Genomic DNA, 23,745 nt, shown 5'->3' on the forward strand with positions numbered 1-23,745 from the left:
GCGATGCGTCGCCTTCGTGGAAACCTGGGATTGGCCTCAGCGTAAACCGGGCAGCCTTCCGAGTCAGTGGGACAGGTTGTGAAGAACTGCACAAGCTACGGCCTCGCTGCGGCATCACGAGCTGATACCCGCTTTCCCGCGCAGTTTCACGCAAATCTTGTTGTGCACCCCGGCGGACGCTTGTTGCGGTCGGGCCGTGGACCTGCCCCGCCGACCGGTGCGGTGATTCCCGTTCCGCGGCGGCTCAGTCCTCCCAATTGGTTACGCTCTGTGCGGTGGTTACGCACGCGGCGCTGGGCCCCTCCGGGAGACCACGCCTGCTTGCCGTTGCTACCCCTCTGACTGGCCGGCAGCCGGTAGGCTCCCTCCGTGGCCGCCACGATGACCGGGGAACAACCGGGTCCCCGGCAGACCCGACCGGGTCTCGTCGGCATACTCCTCGACCGCTTCGGTCACCTCATCCGCGAGATGAGCAAGTTCGCCACCGTGGGTGGTTTCGCGTTCCTCGTCGACTTCGCGCTCTTCAACTACCTGACGAGTAAGCACGGCGTCGAAGAGCTGACGGCGAAGACGATCTCCACCGTGATCGCGGCGTCCGTCGCCTTCGTGGGCAACCGGTTCTGGACGTGGCGGCACCGCCAGCGCAACAACGCGGCCCGCGAGTACGCACTCTTCTTCTTCTTCAACGCGGTCGGTCTCGGCATCACGGTGGCCTGCCTCGCGCTCAGCCGCTACGGGCTCGGCGCCATCTGGCCGGCCGTGTTCCAGACGCGCCTGGCGGACAATCTCGCCAGCTACATCGTCGGCACGGGGTTCGCCACGCTGTTTCGATTCTGGTCGTACCGGCGGTTCGTCTTCGTCGAAGCGGGAACCCCGACCCTTCCGCAGGTGAATCCCGACCGAGACCACGGGGCGTGACCTGCCGCCCACCTCGTTCGGCCGGTGATCGCCGGCCGTACCGACTGCCCTAAGGTGTTTCGCATGCGTCTTGTCCGCCTGCTGCCTGAGCGCTGGCAGAAGTTCATCCACGAGGCGCTCAAGTTCGGCATCGTCGGCGGCATCAACACCGTCATCAATTACGCGGTGTTCAATGCCCTTGCACTGACCGTTTTCGTCAACGGTCAGTTGAAGGCGACCGTGATCGCGACGATCGTCGCCACCATCACGTCGTACCTCATGAATCGGCACTGGACGTACCGCGATCGCCCGAAATCTGCACTTCGCAGGGAATATCTCCTTTTCTTCCTTTTCAACGGCGCGGGCCTGCTCATTGAGCTGGGGGCCGTTGCGGCGGCCAAGTACGGCCTCGGCGTACACGGCCTGCTGGCGCTGAATGTGGCCAAGACCGTCGGCGTCATGCTGGCCACGCTGTTCCGGTTCTGGTCATACCGCACCTTCGTCTTCCAGCCCGTCGCACCGGCCGAGGACGAGACCGCGAAGCCCGACTCCACCTGGCACGACATTCCGCGCGACGAGTGGGACACCATGGCGGAGATGGACCCGGTCGCCGAGTTGGCGGAATCGGTGTCCGAGCTGGAGGAGGCGGAGTCGGCACAACGCCTCGACTCCCCAGCCGGCGCACCGACTCAGGGCCGGTCCCCGCGGCTGAGCGTCAGCCCCGCCGTCGACCTGGACGCGGAACTCGCTGCGGAGCTGCACGTCAGCACCCGCCGCGCGCCCCGCCGGTGACGACCCCCGACGCCCGCTCCGGCACGGGGCGGCCGGCCGAGCTGTTCTTCGAGGATCTCGTCCCGGGGCTCACCGTCGACCTCGGCGTGGTCACCGTGGACGCCGACGAGATGGTCGCCTTCGCCCGCCGCTTCGACCCGCAGTGGTACCACGTCGACCCCGACCTGGCCGCGGAGAGCCGACACGGTGGTCTGATCGCCAGCGGCTTCTACACGGTCAGCCTGTTCATGCGCGCGTACGTCGACCACCTGCTGTCCCGGGCCGCCGCGGACGCGTCCCCCGGCCTGGAGGAGCTGCGCTGGCTCGCCCCGGTGCGGGCCGGCGACCGGCTCGCGGTCCGGGTCGACGTGATGGGTGCCCGGCCGTCGACCGCCCGCCCCGGGCTCGGCACCGTCAGCCTCACCGGCACCATGCTGCGCCTCGGCCCGGACGACCGGCCCGAGCAGGAGGTGCTGCGGACCCGCTTCCGTGGCTGGTTCGCGGTGCGACCGGTGGAGGCCGACCCCGCCGAAGCCGAAGCCGTCCCGACCGACGCGGATCAGCCCGGAGTCGACCAGCCCGACAGTGGCCCGACCGCAGCGGACCCGTCCACCGTCGGGCCGTCCGACGGCGACCCGACGCAGAGCAGCGGCTCACCCGAGGCCCAACGACCCGACTGACCCGCCCCCGACAGTGCGGCAGGGGCGGGTCCCGACCGTCCCGTTCAGGTCGTGGTGTCGCGCAGCGGCTTGCCGTCCTGCATGTCGGCGAGCATGTCGCGCATCTCGCCATCGCCCAACGAGTGCTTGTCGTGCTGTGCCTCGACCAACTCGTACAGGGTGGTCTGCACCCTTCCGACGTCCGGCACGTCGTGGAGCACCGACTGGCCGCGCTCACCCGCCGACTCGATGGTGAGCGTCCCGCAGCCGAGCAGACGCTCGACGAAACGCTGGTTCATCGAGTGGTCGTTGACCCGGGCGAGCGGGAGGTCCCGCCGGTCCCGGGAGAACACACCCTGCTGAAGCAGGACTCGCTCGTTCGTGAACAGGTAGTGGGTGGTCCGCCAGACCAGGAACGGCCACAGGCCGAGCCAGAGCACCGCGACCAGGGCGATCGCCCCGATCACGGCCAGCGCGACCGAACCGCCGCCACTCTCGGGCAACAGGAGCACGCCGACCACCACCGCGGCGATGGCCAGCACCAGCACCGCGATCGGCCGGATCAACGCCTTCCAGTGCGGATGCAGGTGCAGCACGACGTGCTCGTCCTCGGTGAGCACGTCTTCAGGAAACGCCACGGGAACCTCCAACGCGATTTTCTGGACGCGCAGACGGTAAACCCCCCAAGCCCCACCACAACATCCGCCGCGCGGGCCCACTCGGCTCTTCGTGATCTTGCCCGTCCTCAGCGGAGGTGCAGGACGTCGCCGGCGGCCAGGGTCCGGGCTCCGGTTGACGTGGTGACCATCAGTTGGCCGTCCGGGTCCACTCCGGTGGCGGTGCCGGTCAGGGAGTCGCCGTTGGGGAGCAGAACGCGTACCTCCCGGCCGATCGTCGCGCAGGCCGCCAGGTAGGCGTCGCGCAGGCCGCTGGCCACCGCGTCGCCGCCCGCCGAACGCCAACGGTCGTACCAGTCGGCGACCGCCCGCAACAGCGCCCGCAGCAGCGGATCCCGGTCGGTGGCCACCGCGCCGGCCAACTGGAGCGAGGTGGCCGGCAGCCCGGTCGGATTCACCGGCAGCTCGTCGGCGCGCAACGTCACGTTGAGCCCGATGCCCAGCACGATGGCCGGCGGTTGGTCCGGCGCCCGTCCGGGCACCGCCTCGGCCAGCACGCCCGCGCACTTCGCGTCGTCGATCAGCAGGTCGTTCGGCCACTTGAGGGTGGCTTCCAGCTCGGCCAGCCGGGCCACCGCCTCGACCAGCGCCACGCCGGCCAGCAACGGCAGCCACCCGTACCCCGTGGGCGTCGCCGGCAGCCAGCCGCGGTCCGGCACCGCCTCGCCGGGCCGCAGCAGGACGCTCGTCGCGATGCCGGCCCGCGCCGGTGACTGCCAGACCCGACCGCGCCGGCCGCGCCCTTCGGTCTGCCGCTCGGCGACCACGACCAGACCCTCGGGCTCGTCGGCCCGGGCGGCCTCGGCCACGTCGGCGTTCGTGGAGCCGGTCTCGGCACGCAGCTCCAGCCGGGCCCACGGCCCGTTCGGCGCGGTCAACGCGCGGCGCAGCCGGGCCGCCGACAGCGGCGGCCGGTCCAGATCGGTGTACGGGGAGCCCGACATTCCGCCAGCCTACGGCGGTGCTCCGGTCGACACTGAGGCGTACTGCACAGCGGCACCCACCTGAACCATCGTTATATTCCCTGGGTGACTACCGAGACCGGGACCAACATGCACAGCACTGCGGGCAAGCTGGCGGACCTGGAGCGCCGGGTCGACGAGGCGGTGCACGCCGGGTCGGCCCGCGCCGTGGAGAAGCAGCACTCGCGCGGCAAGAAGACCGCCCGCGAGCGGATCGAGATGCTGCTCGACGAGGGCTCCTTCGTCGAACTGGACGAGCTGGCCCGGCACCGGTCCACGGCCTTCGGGCTGGAGAAGAACCGCCCGTACGGCGACGGCGTGGTCACCGGCTACGGCACGGTGGACGGCCGGCAGGTCTGCGTCTTCGCCCAGGACTTCACGGTCTTCGGTGGCTCCCTCGGCGAGGTCTTCGGCGAGAAGATCGTCAAGGTGATGGACCTGGCCATGAAGATCGGCTGCCCGGTGGTCGGCATCAACGACTCCGGCGGTGCGCGCATCCAGGAGGGCGTCGTCTCGCTCGGCCTCTACGGCGAGATCTTCTTCCGCAACGTGCGGGCCTCCGGCGTCATCCCGCAGATCTCGCTGGTGATGGGGCCCTGTGCCGGCGGCGCGGTCTACTCCCCGGCGGTCACCGACTTCACCGTGATGGTCGACCAGACCTCACACATGTTCATCACCGGCCCCGACGTGATCAAGACGGTGACGGGCGAGGACGTCGGCATGGAGGAACTGGGCGGCGCGCGTACGCACAACACCCGCAGCGGCAACGCGCACTACCTCGCCAGCGACGAGGAGGACGCGGTCGACTACGTCAAGGCGCTGCTGTCGTACCTGCCGTCGAACAACCTCGACGAGCCGGTCGTCGTCGAGGTCCCCGCCGAGCTGGCGATCAGCGACGAGGACCGGGAGTTGGACACCCTCATCCCGGATTCCGCCAACCAGCCGTACGACATGCACACCGTCCTCGAGCACGTCCTCGACGACGGGGAGTTCCTGGAGGTCCAGCCGCTCTACGCGCAGAACATCGTGGTCGGCTACGGCCGGGTCGAGGGGCGACCGGTCGGTGTGGTGGCCAACCAGCCGATGCACTTCGCCGGCACCCTGGACATCGCCGCCTCGGAGAAGGCCGCCCGCTTCGTTCGCACCTGCGACGCGTTCAACATCCCGGTGCTGACCTTCGTGGACGTGCCCGGCTTCCTGCCCGGCACCGGTCAGGAGTGGGACGGCATCATCCGCCGGGGCGCGAAGCTCATCTACGCGTACGCCGAGGCGACCGTCCCCAAGGTCACCGTGATCACCCGCAAGGCGTACGGCGGGGCGTACGACGTGATGGGCTCCAAGCACCTCGGTGCGGACCTGAACTTCGCCTGGCCGACCGCGCAGATCGCGGTGATGGGCGCGCAGGGCGCGGTGAACATCCTCTACCGCTCCGAGTTGGCCGGTGCCGAGGACCCGGCGGCGGTCCGGGCCGAGAAGATCGCCGAGTACGAGGACACCCTGGCCAACCCGTACGTGGCCGCCGAGCGCGGGTACATCGACTCGGTGATCCCGCCGCACGAGACGCGTACCCAGATCGTCCGGGCGCTGCGCGTCCTGCGCACCAAGCGGGAAACCCTGCCGCCCAAGAAGCACGGCAACATTCCGCTCTGAGCGCGCTCGCGGCCTGCGCAACTTCAGGGAAAGAGTGGCCTCGGGACGCCCGGAGGCGCGTACATCCCTGAAGTTGCGCCGATCAGGAACCGGTTCACGTCAGCACGGGGGGTTGGCGGCGAGGCACATGCGGCGGGCAGCCACCTCGGCGAGGCGGCTCAGCTCCGGCTCGGTGCCGTCCCGTCCCAGGGTGAGCACCGCGACCACATCGCCCACCTGCACCACCGCCGTGCTGGTCGGTCGGGGCGCGTCGCCAATGATCTCGCCGGTCTTCTGGTCGCGGACCGGCGACTGGGTGTGGCGCACCATGGCGGCCTCGTCGCCTGCAAAGCTCCGCTGGACGACGGTCCAGTTGTGCACCGCCCGCGCGGTGCCCGTCTGTTCCGCCGTCGTGTAGGGCCCGGCGCTCGCCCACTCGGCGCAGGCGGCCAGCAGTCGGTCGAGGTCGGCGAACAACGGCGCAGCCGTCTCCGGCGCCACCCGGTACAGATCCTGCTTGAGCAGCAGGTCACCGACGGTGGGGTCGACGCCGACGGGGCGTTCCCGCAGCAGGGTCTGCGACCGTGACCAGCGGGACATCGGCCAGGTGGGCGTCATTCCCCGGCTCTGCCCGCAGTGACCCAGCATCGAATCCACCAGGATCGGCTGCGCGAAGTCCGACTCGCTGAGCTGCACCTGCGCCGTTTGCGACACGTCGGCCGGTTGCACCAGGGACTCAACGGCGATCTCGCCACGGGCGGATGGGGTCGGGGACGCCGAGGCCGCCACCGGAGGCGGCGCCGACTCTCCACCGCCGCCGGTCGCGACGAAGGCGGACACGCCCGCCAGCATCAGCACGACCGTCGCCGCCACGGCGCTACGACGGCTCCGCCGCCGTGCGCGGGCCCGGATCTCCCGTGGCTCCGGCCATCGCACGTCCTCCAGGTCACGGCGGATCTCTTCGACGAATCCCAGGTCGTCACGCATCGGTAGCCTCCTCCAGATCAGAGACGGCGAGCAGCCCGGCGAGCGCGGCGCGCCCCCGGGAGAGACGGGCCTTGACCGTGCCGACCGGGGCCGCGGTCTCCCGCGCGACCTCGGCGACCGGCATGCCTACCAGGTAGTACAGCGCGATGGCGACGCGTTGCTCCTCGGGCAGTCGACGCAGGGCGGCGACCACAGCGACGGTGTCGGTGCCCGGCCCGGGAACGGTCTCGGTGGCCCCGTGTCGCAGGTAGGCGCGGGCGCGGCTACGCAGGCTGCGCCACCGGCTGACGGCGATCCGACTGGCCACCACTCGGACCCACGCCTCCGGGTCGTCGTACGCGCTGACCGTCGACCAGCGCTGCCACGCCCGGACGTATGCCTCCTGCACGGCGTCCTGCGCCTCGCCCCGATCGCCGGTGAGGGCGTAGACGAAACCGAGAAGTCGTTGCCGACTCCCCCGGTAGAACTCGTCGAACCCGTCGACGTCCGGCACCCGCTACCTCCCCGTGTCGGTCGCTGGGAACACGCACCGGGCGGGGTCGCCGGTTGCCCCGGTCAGGCGATCATCTTCTGCAATTCGGTGAGCGGGAACGCCCCGGCCCCGATCCGCTCCCGGACCGCCCGGCGTACGGCCCGCTGCACGGCGACGTTGACCGGCGTCGGTACGCCGTGCAACCGACCGAGCAGTGCGATCTCGCCGTTGAGGTGGTCGACCTCGGTCGAGCCGGTGCCCCGGGCCAGGCTCTGCCAGGTCGAGCCGCCGGAGCGGGCCTCGCCGTCGACCGGGCGCTGCCCCACCAGGTCGCCGCGTTCGGCCTTCTCCTCCTCCGGCGAGGTGTGCGCGATGCCGGCGGCGGCGAGCGCGGCGACGCCCTCGGCGCGTACCCGTTCGACCAGCGCGTCCGGGATGTCCCGACCGAGCAACGCCTGAAGGCCGTTGCCGAGGTTGCTGAGCAGCTTGCCGTACTTCCAGCGCAGCACGTCGGTGCGGACCGGGGCGACGAAGCCGGCGGCGGTCAGGTCGGCGGCGACCGCCCGGTCGGTGTCGTCGGTGCCCCCGGGGTACCGCCCGATGTGGAGCATCCCGGGATGCGGGTAGCCGTTGGCGACCACCACACCCGGGTCCAGGTGGGTGGCCGGCAGCCAGACGCAGACCGGGTGCACGTCGGCGAAGAGGCGCAGCGCGGCCCGCTCGTTGGCCACCCCGTTCTGCGCGGTCACCAGCGGCAGACGTTCGCCCGCCGTGCCGCCGCCGACCACCGGCGCGTCCACCCAGGCGGCCAACGCGCCGGCGGTGTCCTGCGACTTCACGGTGAGGATCAGCACGGTGTCCGCCGGCAGCGGCTGGTCCGTGGGCCGGTCCACCGCCGCGAGTCGGGCGGTGACCTCACCGTCGGGCTGCCGCAGGGTCAGACCCCGCGCGCGGATCGCGTCCAGGTGGGCACCGCGGGCCACCACTGTCACGTCCCGGTCGGCCTGGGCCAGCCGTACGCCGATGGTCCCGCCGACTGCACCCGCCCCGATGATCACGTATCGCATGGCCTCATTCTGCCCGGTGGGGTCAGAATGTCAGGCCGGCGTCGGTGAGGATCGGGCCGGCGAGCAGGAGCGCGCCAGCGACCAACGCCGCCAGGTTGACCAGGGCGAAGACGCCAACCCAGAAGAGCGGCGGAAACGGGGTGAGCCCGGCGAGCTGGTCGGCGTCGGAGGCGGGCATCCGGCCCCGCGAGCGCAGCCGTTGCAGCTCGACCACCGGCCGGACCCCACCGAGCAGCAGAAACCACACCCCGGCGTACGCGAACGCGGCCTGGACCTGTGGCGTCGCGTACCACGAGACGGCGAACACCAGCGCCCCGGTGATCAGCAACGACACCACGCCGAAGACGTTGCGGATCATGACGAGCATGGCCAGCAGCAGCGCCACGGCCACCCAGAGCAGCAGGGTGATCCGGTTACCACCGAGCAGCCAGGCACCGGCCAGCCCCACCAGCGGCGGTGCGACGTAGCCGGCGAGCAGGGTGAGGATCATGCCCGGCCCGGTGGGACGGCCGGCGGAGAGCGTCAGCCCAGACGTGTCCGAGTGCAGCCGGATGCCGCGCAGCTTACGGCCGGTGAGCAGGGCGACCAGGGCGTGCCCACCCTCGTGCGCGATGGTGATGGCGTTACGGGCGATCCGCCACGGCAGCCGGGTGGAGACCACCACCAGCGCGACGACCCCGGTGATCAGCACCAGCAGCGCGGGCGGGTCCGGCTGCGCGCCGAACAACGTGTCCCACAGGTCGCTCAGCCCGTCGATCGACATCATGGGGCGCGAGCCTACCGGCGACGTTCCGTGTCGCTCCCGAGGCACCGACTCGTATCCTGTGAAACTGATCGGGTGGCGACTGGAGCGGAGGTGAGCGCGGATGAGTGCGGAACCCCTGGGACACCACGTCGGGCTCTGGACCGAGGCCGACTACTTCGCCTTGGGTGAAACCCCGGACCGGATCGAGCTGCTCGACGGGAGCCTGATCGTGAGCCCTGCCCCGAGCAAGCGGCACCGGTTGGTGTCGTGGGAACTCGTCTACAGCCTGCGTCGAGCGGTGCGACCACAACCCCTCCTCGTCTTCGAGGCGGTCAACGTTCGGCTCGGGGTGGATCGGATCGTCATCCCCGATGTGGTTGTCGCGGACACCGACGACGAGGGCACGGCGGTGGAGGCCGCCGAGGTCGTGCTCGTCTGCGAGATCGTCTCGCCCGGCAACGCCGCTGCCGACCGGCTGGTCAAGATGCAGCTCTACGCCATCGCGCGGATCCCCTGGTATCTGGTGGTCGAACAGGACGGGGACGGTCATTCGTTGCGGCTGTTCCGGCTGGACGGTGAGCACTACGTCGAGGACCAGGTGGCCAAGCCCGGCGAGACGCTGACCGTCGTCGAGCCGTTCCGCTGGCAGCTCGATCCGGCCACGCTGCGCTGACCCGTTCCACTCCCGTCATCGGGACGTCCGACGGCCGTCGATGAAGCTTTTTTCCGGTCACCCTTGTGATCTAGGGTACTTACCTCCAAAGATGAATGTCGATAGAACGACGTCCTTGGAGGCACTCATGGCCCGTACCCGTTCATCGCTGCGCCGCGCGCTCGCGGCCGGCCTCACCGTCCTCGCCACCGCGGCGGCGGCCCTGGTCGCGACCGCCGGACCGGCGGCCGCCGCCACCACACCCGGTGTCGACGTCTCCCGCTACCAGGGCACCATCAACTGGACCAGCGTCCGCAACGCGGGCATCCAGTTCGCCTTCATCAAGGCGACCGAGGGCACCAGCTACAAGGACCCGAACTTCAACGCCAACTACGTCAACGCGTACAACGCCGGGGTGATCCGCGGGGCGTACCACTTCGCCCGCCCGAACATCTCCGCCGGCTCCACCCAGGCCAACTACCTGGCCTCCAACGGCGGGGCCTGGTCCGCGGACAGCCGCACCCTGCCGGCCGCGCTGGACATCGAGGGCAACCCGTACGCCGGCGGCTACTGCTACGGGCTCAGCACGACCGGGATGCGCAACTGGGTGCAGGACTTCCTGAACACCTACCGGTCCCGCACCGGCCGGTACGCGGTCATCTACACCACCACGAGCTGGTGGAACCAGTGCACCGGCAGCTGGACCGGCCCCTGGGCGAACCACCCGCTCTGGCTGGCCCGCTGGTCGAGCACGCCCGGCGCCCTGCCGGCCGGCGCGTCGGTGTGGAGCTTCTGGCAGTACACCAGCACCGGCGCGGTCTCCGGGATCAGCGGCAACGTGGACCGCAACTACTGGAACGGTGACCGGAGCCGCCTGATCGCGTTGGCCAACAACACCTGACCGGGCCGTTGGCGGCAGCGGGATCGACGGTCACCACACGGTCGACAATCGGTCCGGCTGCCGCCACACCACCGGGTACGGGTCAGGCCCGCCGCCGGCTCAACACCGGCACCACAGCATCCTCACGAGCCAGCGCGCCCCGGCGGGTCAACCGCCAGGCGGCAACGCCAAAGCCGGCAACGATCACGACGCCGAGCAGTGCGATGAGCACCGAAACCCCCGCGCTGACCAGCAGCAGGATCGCGTCGCCGAGCGCCACGAGCATCCACAGTGCCAGCCGGGGCCGAGTGTCCCTCCGTCGGTAACCCATGTTCGTGCCTCCTTCCGTCGTCGAAGGTCAATTACCCCGGACGACGCAAGGTCATGCGAATGAGTTTCAGTCCTGACGGTCGGGCACGAAACCCTTGGCGATCCGGTCGAAGTTCGGCAGGTTGGCCTGCCAGTCCTTCTGGGCGATCTCCCACCGCAGGGCGTAACCGCGGTTCTTGGCCGTCACGAACCCCCGGTTACGGACGTGGATCCGCTGCCCGTCCCGGGTCTCCAGCCACTCCCAGTCACCGCAGGTCTTCCAAAAGTCGCACGCCTTGATGCTGAGGTACTGGTAGTTGTTGACGCGGCTAGCGCGATTCGGCTCCTGCTCCCGCCAGTCCGCGACCGCATCCTTCTTCGGGGTGTTGGTCCACTGCACGAGCAGCTTTCCCGGCCCGTTGGACTGGTTGAAGACAACCGTGAAGCTGTCGACCTGGCTCCGCACCCAACCATCGGGGATCGGCAGGGCGAAGCCGGCCGGGTCCCGGTGCAGCTTCCAGCCCGCCGGCAGCGCGTTCGGGTCTACCGAGGGGGTGGCCGAGGCGGACGGGCTCGGGGCACCACTGGTGGGCGGCGGTGGCGCAGCAGCGGAGGTCGGTGCGGGCGCCGACGTCGCGGCGGCACCGGTCGGGTTGGCCTGCGGGCTCCTGTTGTCGTCGTCCTTCGTCAGCATCGGCACGACCACCACGAGGCCGATCAGCAGCAGCGCGACCACGGCACCGATCAGTACGTTACGTCGGGTGTTGTTCGGCTTCGTGCCATCCGAGAGCGGCACCGACGCGCGGCCGGCCGGACCCACCGGCGGCATGAGCGACGTCGGGGTGGTCGGCTTGCGCTGCTCCGGAGCCACCGGCGGGCCATCGACAACCGTCGGCTCGTCGTCGACGTCAGTCGTACCGCCGCCGCTCGTGTCGGGCGTTGCAGTGACCTTCGAGGTCGGCTCGGCATCGGACGGGTCGGCATCGGACGGGCGATCGATCGTGGCGGTCGGCTCGGCCGGCGCCGCTGCGGTCGGCTCGGCTGGCACCACCGCGGTCGGGTCGGCGACCGCACCGGACGAGACGACGGCCGTCGGAGTGGCATCGGCGGCCGGAGTCGCGGCGGCAGCGGAGGTGGCGGCGGAGGTCGTCGGGGCGGCGGCCGGCGGAGGTGACACCGGCCGGTCGACAGTCTCGGCCGGTCGCGGGGCCGGCACCACGGGCAGGCGCGGCTCGCGCGGACCGTTCGGCCCAGGCCGGCGTACGCCATCAAGCAGTGAAATGCCGCGCGACCGCTTGCCTCCGGCGCGGCGCAGCAACCGCTCCGCCACCTCGGCGGTGATCCGCTCGTTCGGGTCCTTGCGCAGCAGCCCGTTGAGGACGGCCTTGAGCGGACCGGCGTTCTTCGGCGGCGGAATCGGCTCGGTGGCCAACGCGGCCAGGGTGCCGATCGCCGACGGCCGGGCGTACGGCGACTTGCCCTCGACCGCCGCGTAGAGCGTCGCGCCCAGCGACCACAGGTCGGCCTCCGGCCCGGCCGTGCCGTCCCGGGCCCGCTCCGGTGAGATGTACGCGGGTGAGCCGAGCACCATGCCGGTGCGGGTCACATTGGGGTCACCGGGGATGGTGGCGAGACCGAAATCGGTCAGCACCACCCGACCGTCGTCGCCGAGCAACACGTTGCCGGGCTTCACGTCGCGGTGCATGACACCCGCCTTGTGAGCGGCGCTCAACGCACCCAGCACACCCAGGCCGATCTCCACCGTGCGGGCCACCGAAACCGGGCCGTCCTCGGCGAGAGTGTCCTGCAACGACTTCGACGCCACGTACTCCATGACGATCCACGGATCGCCGTCAGTGCGCAGCACGTCGAAGATGCGGACGACGTTGGCGTGGTTGAGCCGGGCGATGGCCCGCGCCTCCCGCAACGAGCGCTCGCGCATCTCGCGGCGCTCCTCATCGGTGAGACCGGGAGGCGGCACCAACTCCTTGATGGCGACGTCCCGATGCAGCACCTCGTCGCGCGCCTTCCACACCCGGCCCATGCCGCCCTGGCCGAGCGGCGACAGGAGCCGGTATCGGTCAGCGACGAGTTGGGGAAGCGCGTTCGACATCGGTGAGACGGTACCCGGACCGGCTGACGCTCACACCGCCGGCACGCCACTGTGCGCTTCGCGTTGCTTCGCGCCCGCGTACCCTGGCGGCATGTCTGCCGAAGAGCCGCTGTTCCGGGTCGTCCGCGGCGTGCCCACCGCCGAGGAGTTGGCCGCTCTGGTGGGGGCGATCATCGTCCGAACCCGTCCGGCCGCCGCCCCCGTCCCGGCGGCCACGTCCGCCTGGGCGCGCAGCGGTCGACCCGGCGGCTCCCGCGGGTGGCGCGCCGCCGGCCTGCCCCGCTAACCCGAGACCTGCCGCACGGGGGCTGCCACGGTGGCGTTGAGCCGTTAACCTCACTCAGGGAAACGGTGCCGCTACGGTAGGGAGGATCCATGATCCCCGAAGAGGACCGGCCAGCACCCTGGCTACGCGGTTACGGCGGCATCGAAGCCGACATCAGCCAGCTCAGAGAGTTCGCCGACCGGCTCGCCGCCGAGGTCGAGAGCAATTACGCGCCGCATCTGTCGTACATCGCCGAAGACATGTCCGCGAAGCTGCCCAACCCCTGCGACGCCTTCATCGAGCTGGTCACCTTCCTGCACGCGCACCACGAGACGCAGCAGGCCACCGCCGACATGGTGTACGCCGTCCGAGGCGCCACCGGCCACCTGGCCGCCGCCGCCGATCAGGTCGCCACCCACTACGCCGACAGCGACGCCTTCACCGCCGCCCGAGTGGTGGACGTGCAACGAGCCCTCGCCAACCCGGCCAGCGTCCTCCCCGGCGGCCCGACGCCGACACTGACCGACCCCACCAGCCCCGACGCCGCAGGGCCGGTGGTGCTGCCGTGATCGAACGGGGCACCGGCCGCACCTCCGGCCTCACCGACTGGCACCTCATGGACGTCAACAGCATGTGGGCCTGCCTCCAGGACCACGACACCGCCAACCACTGGAAACAGGTCGCCGGCTGGCGCAAGGTCTGTGACCTGGCGCAAACCCACCTCGGCCGCCTCCAGCAGTACCGACGCGGACTCGCCGAGGCATGGCCACCCGAAACCAGCGCCGCCTCCCGCACGTACCTCGCCGAACTCGACGAACTCATCGACAAGGTCCAGCGCACCCACGACGCCGCCGCCGCGAACTACACCGCACTCTCCGCCGCAACCCAGGCCATCGGCACCACCCGCGCCGCACTCCGCAAGATCTACGAGGAGTACGCGACCAAGTTCCAACAGAAGCAGGCGTACGAGTCGATGGTCGCCGACCCGAAAGCGGTGATGGGCAACCGGGCCACTACGCCGCCTGTCGCTGATGGGGAACTCGAACGGCTCAACGTGCAGGCCCGATCCATGATGTTCAACCTGAGCGGCGAACTCCAACAAGCCCAAGCAACCCTGCAAAAACCACCTACCGCACCTCCGCAGTCTGGTAAGGATATTTCGAACCCGGATGTGTACGGCAGCGTTTCAGCGCCCATCATTCCGCCAATATTGCCAGCACCTATGCCAACAAAGACGACCGCGACCCCGTCCACCACTAAGCCCACCGCAGCCGCGCCAGTGTCCATCGCGACCGGAAATGGTCCAATTCTTAATGGCGCTGGAACAGGTGCTCCGTTAAGCCCGCCCAGCACCGCGCACCCCGGCCCATCCACTGCATCGAATCCCCCTTCCTTGCCGGGGGTGCAGCCCGTCCTTCCGCCGGCTGCCACTACCGCGCCAGTAAGCCACCAGCCGGCGCGACCGATCGGGATGCCTGGCTCGAATGGCCCGTCTCGCGCACCCGGGCTGGATCCGTCGCGGACGATGCCGCCCGGAGGCCTTATCGGCAGCGTTCCCGGGTCACTGCCCCGTCAGCCCGACAACAACAGCGTTCCCCCACGACGAGTGAACCCTGTTGGAGGCGTGATTGGTGGCGGTGGGGCAGGGACTACTCCTACTGGCGCGGCCGGATCCCGCCCTTCCGCAGGCAGAGGCCTCTCTGGTGCACACGGGATGCCTCCGATCGGCGGAGCACCGGGATTTTGGAGTTCCGGGATGAGTGGAACTGGTCATCCTAGGCGGAACGACGGCAATACGGCAGAGCCGAATCGCTGGGATCCGGACAATCCTTGGAAAACGGAAAAAGGGGTTAACCCAGTGGTCCGCCCTCCCGACGACGAGGGGCCAATAGACCCAGGACCGGCAATCGGCATCGGCCGGTGAAAAGGTCGACCACACACGCCTTCCTCGCGATCCTGATATCGGTCGGGATTGTCGCAATATCCTCTAACCCTATCGCCGCGAGGGCACCCAGCCTACCTCCTGACGATGGCTCAAACCGTATTCGGGCCGACCAGTGGCATTTAGCAACCCTCAACTCCGTAGAGGCCAACAAGATCAGCCAGGGCGAGGGCGTAACTGTGGCAGTACCAGACACAGGCGTTTACCCGCATCCAGACCTAAAAAGAAATCTCCTGCGCGGCATCGACCTTACCGATGCGGGAGGAAGCAACGATGGCCAAGGCGATCGAAATAGCCACGGCACCGGGATGGCCGGCCTCATCGCTGCTCACGGCCAAGAAGGAAGCCGAGGAGCTCGAGGTATAGCACCGAAAGCCAAAGTCTTGCCAATTATTTCCTCTACAGCCGATAATCAGAGCAGCCCAGACAATCTGGGCAGATCAATCGATTATGCGATTTCCTCTGGCGCTGGCGTCATCAGCATTTCCAGCGCAGGAGGCTCCAGTCCTGCCCTGCGTCGCGCCATCAGGGGAGCTGTTCTCGCGAATGTCGTCGTTGTCGCCGCTGCAGGTAATCGACCAGCTGACACTGAGGTTGGTTACCCCGCATCGGAGGAAGGCGTCCTAGCCGTGGGTGGCGTTGACAAATCCGGCACTCACGCTGCCGTCTCGGTGACTGGGCCGGAGATTGACGTGGTTGCTCCAGCCGTCGACATCTACAGCACGAGCATCGACGGCAAGTACCGCAAAGGCACCGGCACCTCTGACGCGACGGCGATCGTGGCGGGCGCGGCTGCGTTGATCAGGTCCAAGTACCCATACCTGCCGGCCCGGGAGGTGGCGCACCGACTCACGGCCACTGCCGTCGACAAGGGACCTCCTGGGCGTGACGACGAGTACGGCTACGGAGTGATCGATCTTGTGGCGGCGCTGACGGCAGACGTACCGCCGCTCGGATTTGAATCGGTGAGCGCTCCGGCCGGTGCCGGCCCGACCACGACGGCTGGCGCTCAGCCGGGTGATGGGAGCGATAGCGCGACCGCGCGCGGCCTGGCCACCCTCGGGGTGCTCGTGGCTGCCGGGGTCGGGTGGGCCGTGATAGCGCGGCGACGCCGGCGTGGTGATGATCCGCCGCCCAGAATCAGTCGCTGATCGATCAACGAAGCGGTGATCCACTCGACTTTCACTGAACTGCGGTGTCCGGAGCGAGGGGGCACCCCGTTTTCCTGAAAGTCGAGTGGTTCAAGGGCGCCCGGGCGGTGGGTGCTGGGCGGGGTGTCGGTCTTGGTGGGGGGCTGGGCGGTAACGTCGGGCTGGTGTCTGAGACTTTGCCGCTCCGCCTCGTGCTCGCATCGGCGAGCCCTGCCCGTCGTAAGTTGCTCCAGGCTGCCGGCGTCGAGCCGGAGGTGCTGGTCAGTGGGGTGGACGAGTCCCTGGTGGTGACCGAGCGGGCCGAGGAGTTGTGCCTGGAGTTGGCTCGTCTGAAGGCGCAGGCGGTGTTGACCCGGCTGAATCCGACCGCCGATCAGCGGACGTTGGTGATCGGCTGCGACTCGGTGCTCGCCTTCGACGGGGAGATCCTCGGCAAGCCCGCGGATGCGGCTGATGCGACCCGGCGGTGGCTGCGGATGCGGGGACGCAGCGGCGTTCTACACAGCGGGCACTGCCTGGTCGACGTCACTGCGGGCCGGCGGGCGGAGGCGGTCGCGTCGACCACGGTCCACTTCGCCGACATCAGTGACGACGAGATCGCCGCGTACGTGGCCACAGGTGAGCCGCTGGCGGTGGCCGGCGCGTTCACGATCGACGGGCTGGGTGGGCCGTTCGTGGAACGGATCGAGGGTGACCCGGGGACGGTGGTCGGGCTGTCGATGCCGCTGCTGCGCCGGCTCCTCGCCGAGCTGGATCTGCGGATCACCGACCTGTGGACGAAGGTCGCGCCGGGCGGTCAAGCGGTCGAGCCGCTCGGTAACGTCCGGTCATGACCACCAAGTCGATCCCGCTCACCAACGAGCTGCACGCCTATCTGGTCGCACACGGCTCTCCGCCGGACGAGATCATCCGTGACCTGGCCGAGGAGACCCGGTCGGTGCTGCCCGAGCACGCCACCATGCAGGTGGCTCCGGAGCAGGCCGCTTTCCTGACGTTCCTCACCCGGCTGCTCGACGTGCGGCAGGCCGTCGAGGTCGGCACGTTCACCGGGCTCTCGTCGCTGGCGATCGCCCGCGGGTTGCCCGAGGGTGGGCGACTGACCTGCTTCGACATCTCCGAGGAGTTCACCGGAATCGCCCGGCGCTACTGGGCGCGGGCCGGCGTGCAGGACCAGATCGACCTGCGCATCGGCCCGGCCGCGGACGGGCTGCGGGAGTTGCCGCACGAGCGGCACCTGGACTTCGCGTTCATCGACGCGGACAAGACCGGCTACCCGATCTACTGGGCGGAGCTGGTGCCTCGGATGCGTCCGGGTGGGGTGATCGCCGTCGACAACGTGTTGCGTGGCGGGCGGGTCATCGCCCCGCAGGACGCTGGTGACCGGGCCATCGCCGCGTTCAACGACGAGGTCCTCGCGGACGTACGGGTGGACCCGGTGATGCTGCCGATCGCGGACGGTCTCACCCTCGCCCGGGTCCGCTGACCGCCGACAGCGCTCACCGTCGGCAAGCGCCGGACACGGGCATTGGGGTGTCCCCACCAGGGGACACCCCAATATCAAGGAACAGCGACGCCTGCGTCAGCGGACGCTGCGGGCGAACTGGCGGGCGGCCCAGTAGACGCCCAGCGCGGCAAGGACCGCGGTGATGCTGAGGCCCTGCCAGACCTTGTCGCTGCCCAGGTCACCGGCGAACAGCGCCCGGGTGCCGTCGACCGCCCAGGAGAACGGGTTCCAGTTGGCGATGCCCTGCAACCAACCGGGTGCGAAGGTCAGCGGCAGCAGGATGCCGGAGAGCAGCAGCACCGGCTGCGCCACGGTGTTCATCAGCGGAGCCAGCGCGTCCTCGCTCTTGACCTTGAGGGCGACGCCGTAGGAGACGGCCGAGGTCATGAGGGCGATAAGGGCGAGCATCAGGTACGCCAGCAGCAGGTCCCCGATGAACACCCGCAGGTCGAAGATGAGCGCCAGGAGCGTGATGATGACCGCCTGCACCATGAGCGAGACCACGTCGCGCAGCGAGCGGCCGAGCAGCAGTGCGAGCCGGCTGATCGGGGTGACCCGGGAGCGTTCGATGACGCCGGCTCGCAGCTCGGCGATCAGGCCGAAGCCCTGGAACAGGCCACCGAAGATGGCCAGCAGCACCAGCAGACCCGGTACGAAGATCTTGTAGGCGGCGGCCTGGGTGGGCGCGTTCAGTGCGGGCTTGAGCAGCGGGGCGAAGAGCAGCAGGTACATGACCGGCTGGAACACGCCGACGAAGACCCAGACCGGGTTGCGTAGCAGGAGTTGGGTCTGGCGCTGGAAGATCAGCCACGTGTCACGGGCGAATTTCATGAGAGTCGTCTCCGGTGGTCAGGACTCGCGCAGCGAGCGGCCGGTCTTGGTGAGGAAGACGTCGTCCAGGCTGGGTCGGTGCAGCTCGATCGAGCGCAACTCCAGCCCGGCGTGGTCGAGTCGGCGCAGCACCTGCGGAATGGCGGTGGCGCCCTCGTCGACGTAGAGGCGCAGGCCGCCCTCGTCGACCGTCTCCAGCTTGTTGACGTACGGCTCGCCGTCGAGCGTCTGGGCGGCCTGCGGGGTGGCGGCCAGGTCGAGACCGACCAGCACCACGTCGCCGGAGATCTCCCGCTTGAGCTCGGTCGGCGTGCCCTCGGCCACCACCTCGCCGTTGTCCATGATCGCGATCCGGTCGCAGAGCGCGTCGGCCTCGTCCAGGTAGTGCGTGGTGATGAAGACGGTCATCCCGTCGGCGCGGAGCCGGCGGATCTCGTCCCACATGTGGGCGCGGCTCTGCGGGTCGAGGCCGGTGGTCGGCTCGTCCAGAAAGACGATCTTCGGCTCGTGGATGATGCCGAGGGCGATCTCCACCCGGCGACGCTGGCCGCCGGAGTAGGTCTTGCACTTGCGGTCGGCGTACTCGGTGAGCTGGAAGGCGTCCAGGGCGCGGGCGGCGCGCTGTTGCGCGTCGGCCTTGCTGATGCCGTACATCCGGGCGTGCAGCACCAGCTCTTCGCGGGCGGTGGACTCGTCCCAGGTGCTGCCGCCCTGCGGGACGTACCCGATACGGCGGCGCACCTCGGCCGGGTCCTTGCGCAGGTCGGCGCCCGCGATGGTGGCCTCGCCGCCGTCCGGCTCGATCAGCGTGGCGAGCATCCGCAGCGTGGTGGTCTTGCCGGCGCCGTTCGGGCCGAGGAAGCCGAAGATCTCGCCCTTGGCAACGTCAAGGTCGACGCCCCGCACGGCGTCCACCGTCTTCGTCTCTCGACCCGCGCGGGAGCGGAACGACTTCCGCAGCCCCCTGGTCTCGATCATTTCTGCTCCTGGTCGTTCGGGCCGGTCGGGCCGGCCGTCGGGTGGGACGGCGCCGGACGGCGCACTCCCCCGCTGTGCCGCCAGCAGGCTAACGCGATATAGCTTTTTTAGTCAACGTTGATTATTCCGCGTCGGTGTCGAGCGGCTCCGCGCCGTCCCGCCACCCCGACCAACCCTGCGCTTCATCCAGCTCAGCAGGCAGGTACGACACTCCGGAATCGATCCGCTCGGCGATCCGCTCGCACCAGGTCATCTCCGCCTCCGCCCGCGCCGACCACAGCTCGAACATCCAGCCGACGTGCGCCGGCTTGCGGTTGCGCACCCAGTCCGACTCCAGCGAGGCGCGCATGGACTCGACGCCGGCGCGCAGCAGGTTGGCCCGGTTACGCAGGGCGGCCGCCGCCTCGGCGCGCGGCATGGCCGGCAGGAAGGAGAAGGCCGCCACGAACGGGTCGGCGGGCTCGCTGATGGTCCACCAGGAGTTGCGCAGCAACGTCTCGAACTCGTCCTCCCCCTTGACCGTCACCTCGTACGTGGTCCGCGCCGGACGGGCGCCCACCTGCTCGGTCGCGACGGCGCGCAGCAGCCCTTCCTCGGTGAGTTTGCGCAGGGCGTGATAGATCGATCCGGGCTGTATGTTCGCCCACTTGTCGGCGCTCCAGCTCAGCAGCTCACGGCGCACGTCGTAGCCATGCACGGGCTGCATCCACCGCACCAGACCGAGAATCATCATCCGAGTCGAAGACACCCGATAAGCGTAATAGCCAAGTTTGACTAAACCGTGGCGGGTGCAGTGCGGCATCCCACACTGAGCGATCGTTAGGGCCGCCGAGGGCGGCCGATACACTCCCCGTCAGTAACCCGCCCGGGAGGAGCCACGAAGGTGCGCAAGGTACTCATCGCCAACCGCGGCGAGATCGCCGTCCGGGTGATCCGCGCGTGCCGCGACGCCGCCCTGGGCAGCGTCGCCGTGTACGCGGACTCCGACCGCGACGCCCTGCACGCCACCCTCGCGGACGAGGCGTACGCGCTCGGCGGGGACAGCGCGACCGAGACCTACCTGCGCATCGACAAGCTGCTCGACGTCGCCGCTCGGGCCGGCGCCGACGCCGTACACCCGGGTTATGGCTTCCTCAGTGAGAACGCCGACTTCGCCCAGGCCGTCATGGACGCCGGGCTGACCTGGATCGGCCCCACCCCGCAGGCGATCCGCGACCTGGGCGACAAGGTCACCGCCCGGCACATCGCCCAGCGGGCCGGCGCGCCGCTGGTCCCCGGCACCCCGGACCCGGTGGCCAGCCCGGACGAGGTGATGGCCTTCGCCGTCGACCACGGCCTGCCGGTCGCCATCAAGGCCGCCTTCGGTGGCGGCGGGCGCGGCCTCAAGGTCGCCCGCACGATGGAGGAGATCCCCCAGCTTTTCGAGTCGGCCACCCGGGAGGCGGTCGCGGCGTTCGGTCGGGGCGAGTGCTTCGTCGAGCGGTACCTCGACCAGCCCCGGCACGTCGAGGCGCAGGTCCTCGCCGACCAGCACGGCAACGTGATCGTGGTGGGCACCCGGGACTGCTCGTTGCAGCGACGTCACCAGAAGCTCGTCGAGGAGGCGCCCGCGCCGTTCCTCACCGACGCCCAGCGCGCGCAGATCCACGAGAGCGCCAAGGCGATCTGCCGCGAGGCCGGCTACCACGGCGCCGGCACCGTCGAATACCTGGTCGGCGTCGACGGCACCATCTCCTTCCTGGAGGTCAACACCCGGCTTCAGGTCGAGCACCCGGTCACCGAGGAGACCGCCGGCATCGACCTGGTCCGCGAGCAGTTCCGGATCGCCGACGGCGAGAAGCTGCGGATCACCGAGGACCCGACGCCGCGCGGGCACGCGATCGAGTTCCGGATCAACGGCGAGGACCCGGGCCGCAACTTCCTGCCCGCCCCCGGCACTGTCACCGCGCTGCGCCTGCCCAGTGGGCCGGGTGTGCGGGTCGACACCGGCATCTCGGCCGGCGACGTGATCGGCGGCAACTTCGACTCACTGCTCGCCAAGGTGATCATCACGGGTGAGACGCGGACCGAGGCGCTGGAGCGCGCCCGCCGCGCGCTGGACGAGATGGTCCTCGACGGGATGGCCACCGCGCTGCCGTTCCACCGGCTCGTGGTGCGGGACGAGGCGTTCACCGCCGAGCCGTTCACCGTGCACACCCGGTGGATCGAGACCGAGTTCGACAACACCGTGCCGCCGTTCACCGCCGCCGCCGGCGCCGCCGAGGCGCCGGCCGAGCGCGACACCGTCGTGGTCGAGGTGGGCGGCAAGCGCCTCGAGGTCAGCCTCCCCGCCGGCTTCGGCGGGAGTACGACCACCGCGGCACCCGCCGCCCGTAAGCCGACCCGGCGTGGCGGCGGCGCGAAGGCCGGTGCTCCGGTCGGCGGCGACGCGCTCACCTCGCCCATGCAGGGCACCATCGTCAAGATCGCGGTGGCGGACGGCGACACCGTGGCCGAGGGTGACCTGGTCGTGGTGCTGGAGGCGATGAAGATGGAGCAGCCGCTGCACGCGCACAAGGCGGGTACGGTCAGCGGCCTCAGCGCCGAGGTCGGCGCCGTGATCACCGCCGGTGCCTCCATCTGCACCATCGCCTGAGCCGTCCGGCGGGCGGGTCAGCGCAGGGTTTCGGTGGCGACCGCGCGGACGGCGGCGGTCAGGGCGTTCAGCACGTCGGACTCCAACCGCCAGTGCTGCCAGTACAGCGGAACGTCGAGGTGTCGGCCCGGCGCGAGGTCGACACAGCGACCGGCGGTCAGGTCGGCCCCGGCGATCTGTTCCGGCACCAGGCCCCAGCCCAACCCGAGCCGGATCGCCTCGCTGAACGCCGGCACCGACGGCACGTAGTGCACCGGCGGGTCGAGCGATCGACCGACCACCGCCCGGATGAACCGGTGTTGCACCCGGTCCTTCCGGTCGAAGACCACCAGCGGGATGCTCGCCAGCGGGGCTGCGCTGAATCCTCCGGCGAAGTGGGACGCCGCGAATTCCGGGGTGGCCAACGCGCGGTAGCGCATGGCCCCGAGCCGCAGCACGCGACAGCCCTGCACGGCCTCCCGCTGGGCGGTGACCGCCGCCGTCACCGAACCGTCGCGGAGCAGCTCGGCGGTGTGGTCCTGATCGTCCTGCCGCAGGTCGAACGAGAGCCCGGCCCGCTGCGGCAACCGGGCCAGCGCGGCGGGAAACCAGGTGGCCAGCGAGTCCGCGTTGACCACCACGGCGACCCGGGTCAGGCCACCGCCGGCCAGCGGGCCGCGAGCATCGACCAATGCCTCCCGTTCGAGCAGCGTGAGCTGGCCGGCCAGGCGCAGCAGCGGACGGCCGGCGTCGGTTGCCACGCACGGCCGGGCGCGGCGGACCAGCACCTGGCCGACGGCTTCCTCCAGCGCCTTGATCCGTTGGCTCACCGCCGATGGCGTGACGTGCAGCAGCCGGGCCGCCGCGTCGAAGCTGCCCTCCGCCACCACCGCCGCGAGCGTCCGTAGCTGCGCCGAGTCGAGACCTTCCATTAGCCGAGCTTAAGTTGCGTCAGGATCTTTAGTTGGACTGGTGGCTGTCGGCAGCCCTAGCGTCGGCTGCGTGCTCACCTCCGCCGTCGCCGGCTTCTCGATCTCCATCGCGCTCATCGTCGCCATCGGCGCGCAGAACGCCTTCGTCCTGCGCCAGGGCCTGCGACGCGAACACGTCGTACCCGTGGTGCTGACCTGCGCCGCGTCGGACGCGCTGCTGATCATGGCGGGAGTGGCCGGGGTCGGTTCGCTGGTGACCGGCCGACCGGGCCTGCTGATGGCGATCCGCTGGGGCGGTGCGGCCTTCCTGCTCTGCTACGCGGGGCTAGCCGCCCGCCGCGCCCTGCGTCCCGGCGCCCTGCTGCCCACCGAGCGGCCGCCGGCCACGTTGGGGGCGACCCTGCTCGCCTGCGCCGCCTTCACCTACCTGAACCCGCACGTCTACCTGGACACCGTGCTGCTCCTGGGCAGCGTGGCCCAACAACACCCGCACCGGTGGGTCTTCGGCGTCGGCGCCACCCTGGCCAGTGTGGTCTGGTTCACCGCGCTCGGTGTCGGCGCGCAGCGCCTCGCACCGCTGCTCGCCCGCGCCAGCGCCTGGCGGGTGCTGGACGCGGTCATCGCCGTCGTGATGGCCGGGCTCGCCGTGGCACTACTGCTGGGCTGACCGGTTCGTACCCGGCCGGGCTCGCCGTGGCACTTCCACCG

General features: G+C 70.0%; 26 protein-coding genes. 14 read left to right on the forward strand and 12 right to left on the reverse strand.

From position 1 onward, the window contains the following. Positions 1-381 precede the first annotated feature (381 nt). The 3 genes from ABTW72_RS32750 (at position 382) to ABTW72_RS24490 (ending at position 2,348) form a co-directional block, all read left to right on the forward strand. Positions 382-918, forward strand: a complete 537-nt coding sequence (locus ABTW72_RS32750; RefSeq protein ID WP_502892242.1) for a GtrA family protein — start codon at positions 382-384, stop codon at positions 916-918. Positions 919-981: 63 nt separating this feature from the next. Beyond that, positions 982-1,689 carry a GtrA family protein gene (locus tag ABTW72_RS24485; protein ID WP_350862140.1) on the forward strand — a complete coding sequence of 236 codons (708 nt, stop codon included), beginning with the start codon at positions 982-984 and terminating at the stop codon, positions 1,687-1,689. Further along, a complete protein-coding gene (locus ABTW72_RS24490; protein WP_350862141.1) occupies positions 1,686-2,348 on the forward strand; it encodes a MaoC/PaaZ C-terminal domain-containing protein in 663 nt (220 codons plus the stop codon). The genes ABTW72_RS24485 and ABTW72_RS24490 overlap by 4 nt, the downstream gene beginning before the upstream one ends. 44 nt (positions 2,349-2,392) lie before the next feature. Here ABTW72_RS24490 and ABTW72_RS24495 read toward each other — a convergent pair whose 3' ends face one another. Then, positions 2,393-2,965, reverse strand: coding sequence for a PH domain-containing protein (locus ABTW72_RS24495; protein WP_350862143.1), 573 nt, complete (start codon positions 2,963-2,965; stop codon positions 2,393-2,395). Positions 2,966-3,072: 107 nt separating this feature from the next. Further along, a complete protein-coding gene (locus tag ABTW72_RS24500; protein WP_091394370.1) occupies positions 3,073-3,948 on the reverse strand; it encodes a biotin--[acetyl-CoA-carboxylase] ligase in 876 nt (291 codons plus the stop codon). An 84-nt stretch (positions 3,949-4,032) separates the two neighbouring features. On the opposite strand from ABTW72_RS24500, the gene ABTW72_RS24505 reads away from it, so the two are divergent. Then, positions 4,033-5,616, forward strand: coding sequence for an acyl-CoA carboxylase subunit beta (locus ABTW72_RS24505; RefSeq protein ID WP_350862145.1), 1,584 nt, complete (start codon positions 4,033-4,035; stop codon positions 5,614-5,616). A gap of 99 nt (positions 5,617-5,715) precedes the next feature. Here the strand turns inward: ABTW72_RS24505 and ABTW72_RS24510 are convergent, their stop codons facing one another. From ABTW72_RS24510 to ABTW72_RS24525, 4 genes are all read right to left on the reverse strand, one after another. Further along, positions 5,716-6,582, reverse strand: a complete 867-nt coding sequence (locus tag ABTW72_RS24510; RefSeq protein WP_350862147.1) for a hypothetical protein — start codon at positions 6,580-6,582, stop codon at positions 5,716-5,718. Further along, the gene (locus ABTW72_RS24515; RefSeq protein WP_091394380.1) at positions 6,575-7,075 is read right to left on the reverse strand and encodes a SigE family RNA polymerase sigma factor; all 501 of its coding nucleotides are present in this window, start codon (positions 7,073-7,075) and stop codon (positions 6,575-6,577) included. Before ABTW72_RS24515 ends, ABTW72_RS24510 begins: the two co-directional genes overlap by 8 nt. A 62-nt stretch (positions 7,076-7,137) precedes the next feature. Continuing rightward, a complete protein-coding gene (locus tag ABTW72_RS24520; RefSeq protein ID WP_350862149.1) occupies positions 7,138-8,121 on the reverse strand; it encodes a ketopantoate reductase family protein in 984 nt (327 codons plus the stop codon). A 22-nt stretch (positions 8,122-8,143) separates the two neighbouring features. Next, entirely contained in the window at positions 8,144-8,887 is a 744-nt protein-coding gene (locus ABTW72_RS24525; protein ID WP_350862151.1) for a M50 family metallopeptidase, read from the reverse strand. 100 nt (positions 8,888-8,987) lie between these two features. Between ABTW72_RS24525 and ABTW72_RS24530 the strand changes: the two genes are divergently transcribed. Further along, positions 8,988-9,539: a Uma2 family endonuclease gene (locus tag ABTW72_RS24530; RefSeq protein WP_350862153.1), complete on the forward strand. Its 552-nt coding sequence runs from the start codon at positions 8,988-8,990 to the stop codon at positions 9,537-9,539. A 127-nt stretch (positions 9,540-9,666) separates the two neighbouring features. Continuing rightward, positions 9,667-10,419, forward strand: coding sequence for a GH25 family lysozyme (locus tag ABTW72_RS24535; RefSeq protein WP_203124209.1), 753 nt, complete (start codon positions 9,667-9,669; stop codon positions 10,417-10,419). Between the two features lie 82 nt (positions 10,420-10,501). Here the strand turns inward: ABTW72_RS24535 and ABTW72_RS24540 are convergent, their stop codons facing one another. Together ABTW72_RS24540 and ABTW72_RS24545 are read right to left on the reverse strand one after the other, a co-directional pair. After that, the gene (locus tag ABTW72_RS24540; protein ID WP_350862155.1) at positions 10,502-10,729 is read right to left on the reverse strand and encodes a hypothetical protein; all 228 of its coding nucleotides are present in this window, start codon (positions 10,727-10,729) and stop codon (positions 10,502-10,504) included. Between the two features lie 66 nt (positions 10,730-10,795). After that, complete coding sequence (locus ABTW72_RS24545) at positions 10,796-12,820, reverse strand: serine/threonine-protein kinase (RefSeq protein ID WP_350862157.1); 2,025 nt, start codon at positions 12,818-12,820, stop codon at positions 10,796-10,798. Positions 12,821-12,911: 91 nt separating this feature from the next. Between ABTW72_RS24545 and ABTW72_RS24550 the strand changes: the two genes are divergently transcribed. The 6 genes from ABTW72_RS24550 to ABTW72_RS24575 all read left to right on the forward strand — a co-directional run bounded on the left by ABTW72_RS24550 (position 12,912) and on the right by ABTW72_RS24575 (position 17,661). Continuing rightward, on the forward strand, positions 12,912-13,106 hold the full coding sequence (locus ABTW72_RS24550) for an acyl-CoA carboxylase subunit epsilon (protein ID WP_350862159.1): 195 nt from the start codon (positions 12,912-12,914) through the stop codon (positions 13,104-13,106). Between the two features lie 89 nt (positions 13,107-13,195). After that, positions 13,196-13,654, forward strand: a complete 459-nt coding sequence (locus tag ABTW72_RS24555) for a hypothetical protein (RefSeq protein ID WP_091394404.1) — start codon at positions 13,196-13,198, stop codon at positions 13,652-13,654. Beyond that, entirely contained in the window at positions 13,651-15,009 is a 1,359-nt protein-coding gene (locus tag ABTW72_RS24560; protein WP_350862161.1) for a hypothetical protein, read from the forward strand. Before ABTW72_RS24555 ends, ABTW72_RS24560 begins: the two co-directional genes overlap by 4 nt. Continuing rightward, a complete protein-coding gene (locus ABTW72_RS24565; RefSeq protein WP_350862163.1) occupies positions 15,006-16,178 on the forward strand; it encodes a S8 family serine peptidase in 1,173 nt (390 codons plus the stop codon). Before ABTW72_RS24560 ends, ABTW72_RS24565 begins: the two co-directional genes overlap by 4 nt. Before the next feature lie 164 nt (positions 16,179-16,342). Then, positions 16,343-17,011 carry a Maf family protein gene (locus tag ABTW72_RS24570; RefSeq protein ID WP_350862165.1) on the forward strand — a complete coding sequence of 223 codons (669 nt, stop codon included), beginning with the start codon at positions 16,343-16,345 and terminating at the stop codon, positions 17,009-17,011. Continuing rightward, on the forward strand, positions 17,008-17,661 hold the full coding sequence (locus ABTW72_RS24575; RefSeq protein ID WP_350862167.1) for an O-methyltransferase: 654 nt from the start codon (positions 17,008-17,010) through the stop codon (positions 17,659-17,661). The genes ABTW72_RS24570 and ABTW72_RS24575 overlap by 4 nt, the downstream gene beginning before the upstream one ends. Positions 17,662-17,757: 96 nt before the next feature. On the opposite strand, the gene ABTW72_RS24580 is transcribed toward ABTW72_RS24575, so the two are convergent. The 3 genes from ABTW72_RS24580 to ABTW72_RS24590 all read right to left on the reverse strand — a co-directional run bounded on the left by ABTW72_RS24580 (position 17,758) and on the right by ABTW72_RS24590 (position 20,224). After that, positions 17,758-18,513 carry an ABC transporter permease gene (locus ABTW72_RS24580; RefSeq protein WP_091394415.1) on the reverse strand — a complete coding sequence of 252 codons (756 nt, stop codon included), beginning with the start codon at positions 18,511-18,513 and terminating at the stop codon, positions 17,758-17,760. A gap of 18 nt (positions 18,514-18,531) precedes the next feature. Beyond that, on the reverse strand, positions 18,532-19,491 hold the full coding sequence (locus ABTW72_RS24585) for an ATP-binding cassette domain-containing protein (RefSeq protein ID WP_350862170.1): 960 nt from the start codon (positions 19,489-19,491) through the stop codon (positions 18,532-18,534). A 121-nt stretch (positions 19,492-19,612) separates the two neighbouring features. Further along, the gene (locus tag ABTW72_RS24590; RefSeq protein ID WP_350862245.1) at positions 19,613-20,224 is read right to left on the reverse strand and encodes a PadR family transcriptional regulator; all 612 of its coding nucleotides are present in this window, start codon (positions 20,222-20,224) and stop codon (positions 19,613-19,615) included. 150 nt (positions 20,225-20,374) lie between these two features. Here ABTW72_RS24590 and ABTW72_RS24595 point away from each other — a divergent pair, with 150 nt between their 5' ends. Beyond that, on the forward strand, positions 20,375-22,126 hold the full coding sequence (locus ABTW72_RS24595) for an acetyl/propionyl/methylcrotonyl-CoA carboxylase subunit alpha (protein ID WP_350862172.1): 1,752 nt from the start codon (positions 20,375-20,377) through the stop codon (positions 22,124-22,126). 17 nt (positions 22,127-22,143) lie between these two features. Here the strand turns inward: ABTW72_RS24595 and ABTW72_RS24600 are convergent, their stop codons facing one another. Next, positions 22,144-23,037 carry a LysR family transcriptional regulator ArgP gene (locus ABTW72_RS24600; RefSeq protein WP_350862174.1) on the reverse strand — a complete coding sequence of 298 codons (894 nt, stop codon included), beginning with the start codon at positions 23,035-23,037 and terminating at the stop codon, positions 22,144-22,146. Between the two features lie 70 nt (positions 23,038-23,107). Between ABTW72_RS24600 and ABTW72_RS24605 the strand changes: the two genes are divergently transcribed. Continuing rightward, positions 23,108-23,704, forward strand: coding sequence for a LysE/ArgO family amino acid transporter (locus tag ABTW72_RS24605; protein WP_350862175.1), 597 nt, complete (start codon positions 23,108-23,110; stop codon positions 23,702-23,704). The last annotated feature ends 41 nt before the right edge of the window (positions 23,705-23,745 follow it).

It is taken from the genome of Micromonospora sp. NPDC127501 (genome assembly GCF_040302185.1).
Lineage (GTDB): Bacteria > Actinomycetota > Actinomycetes > Mycobacteriales > Micromonosporaceae > Micromonospora.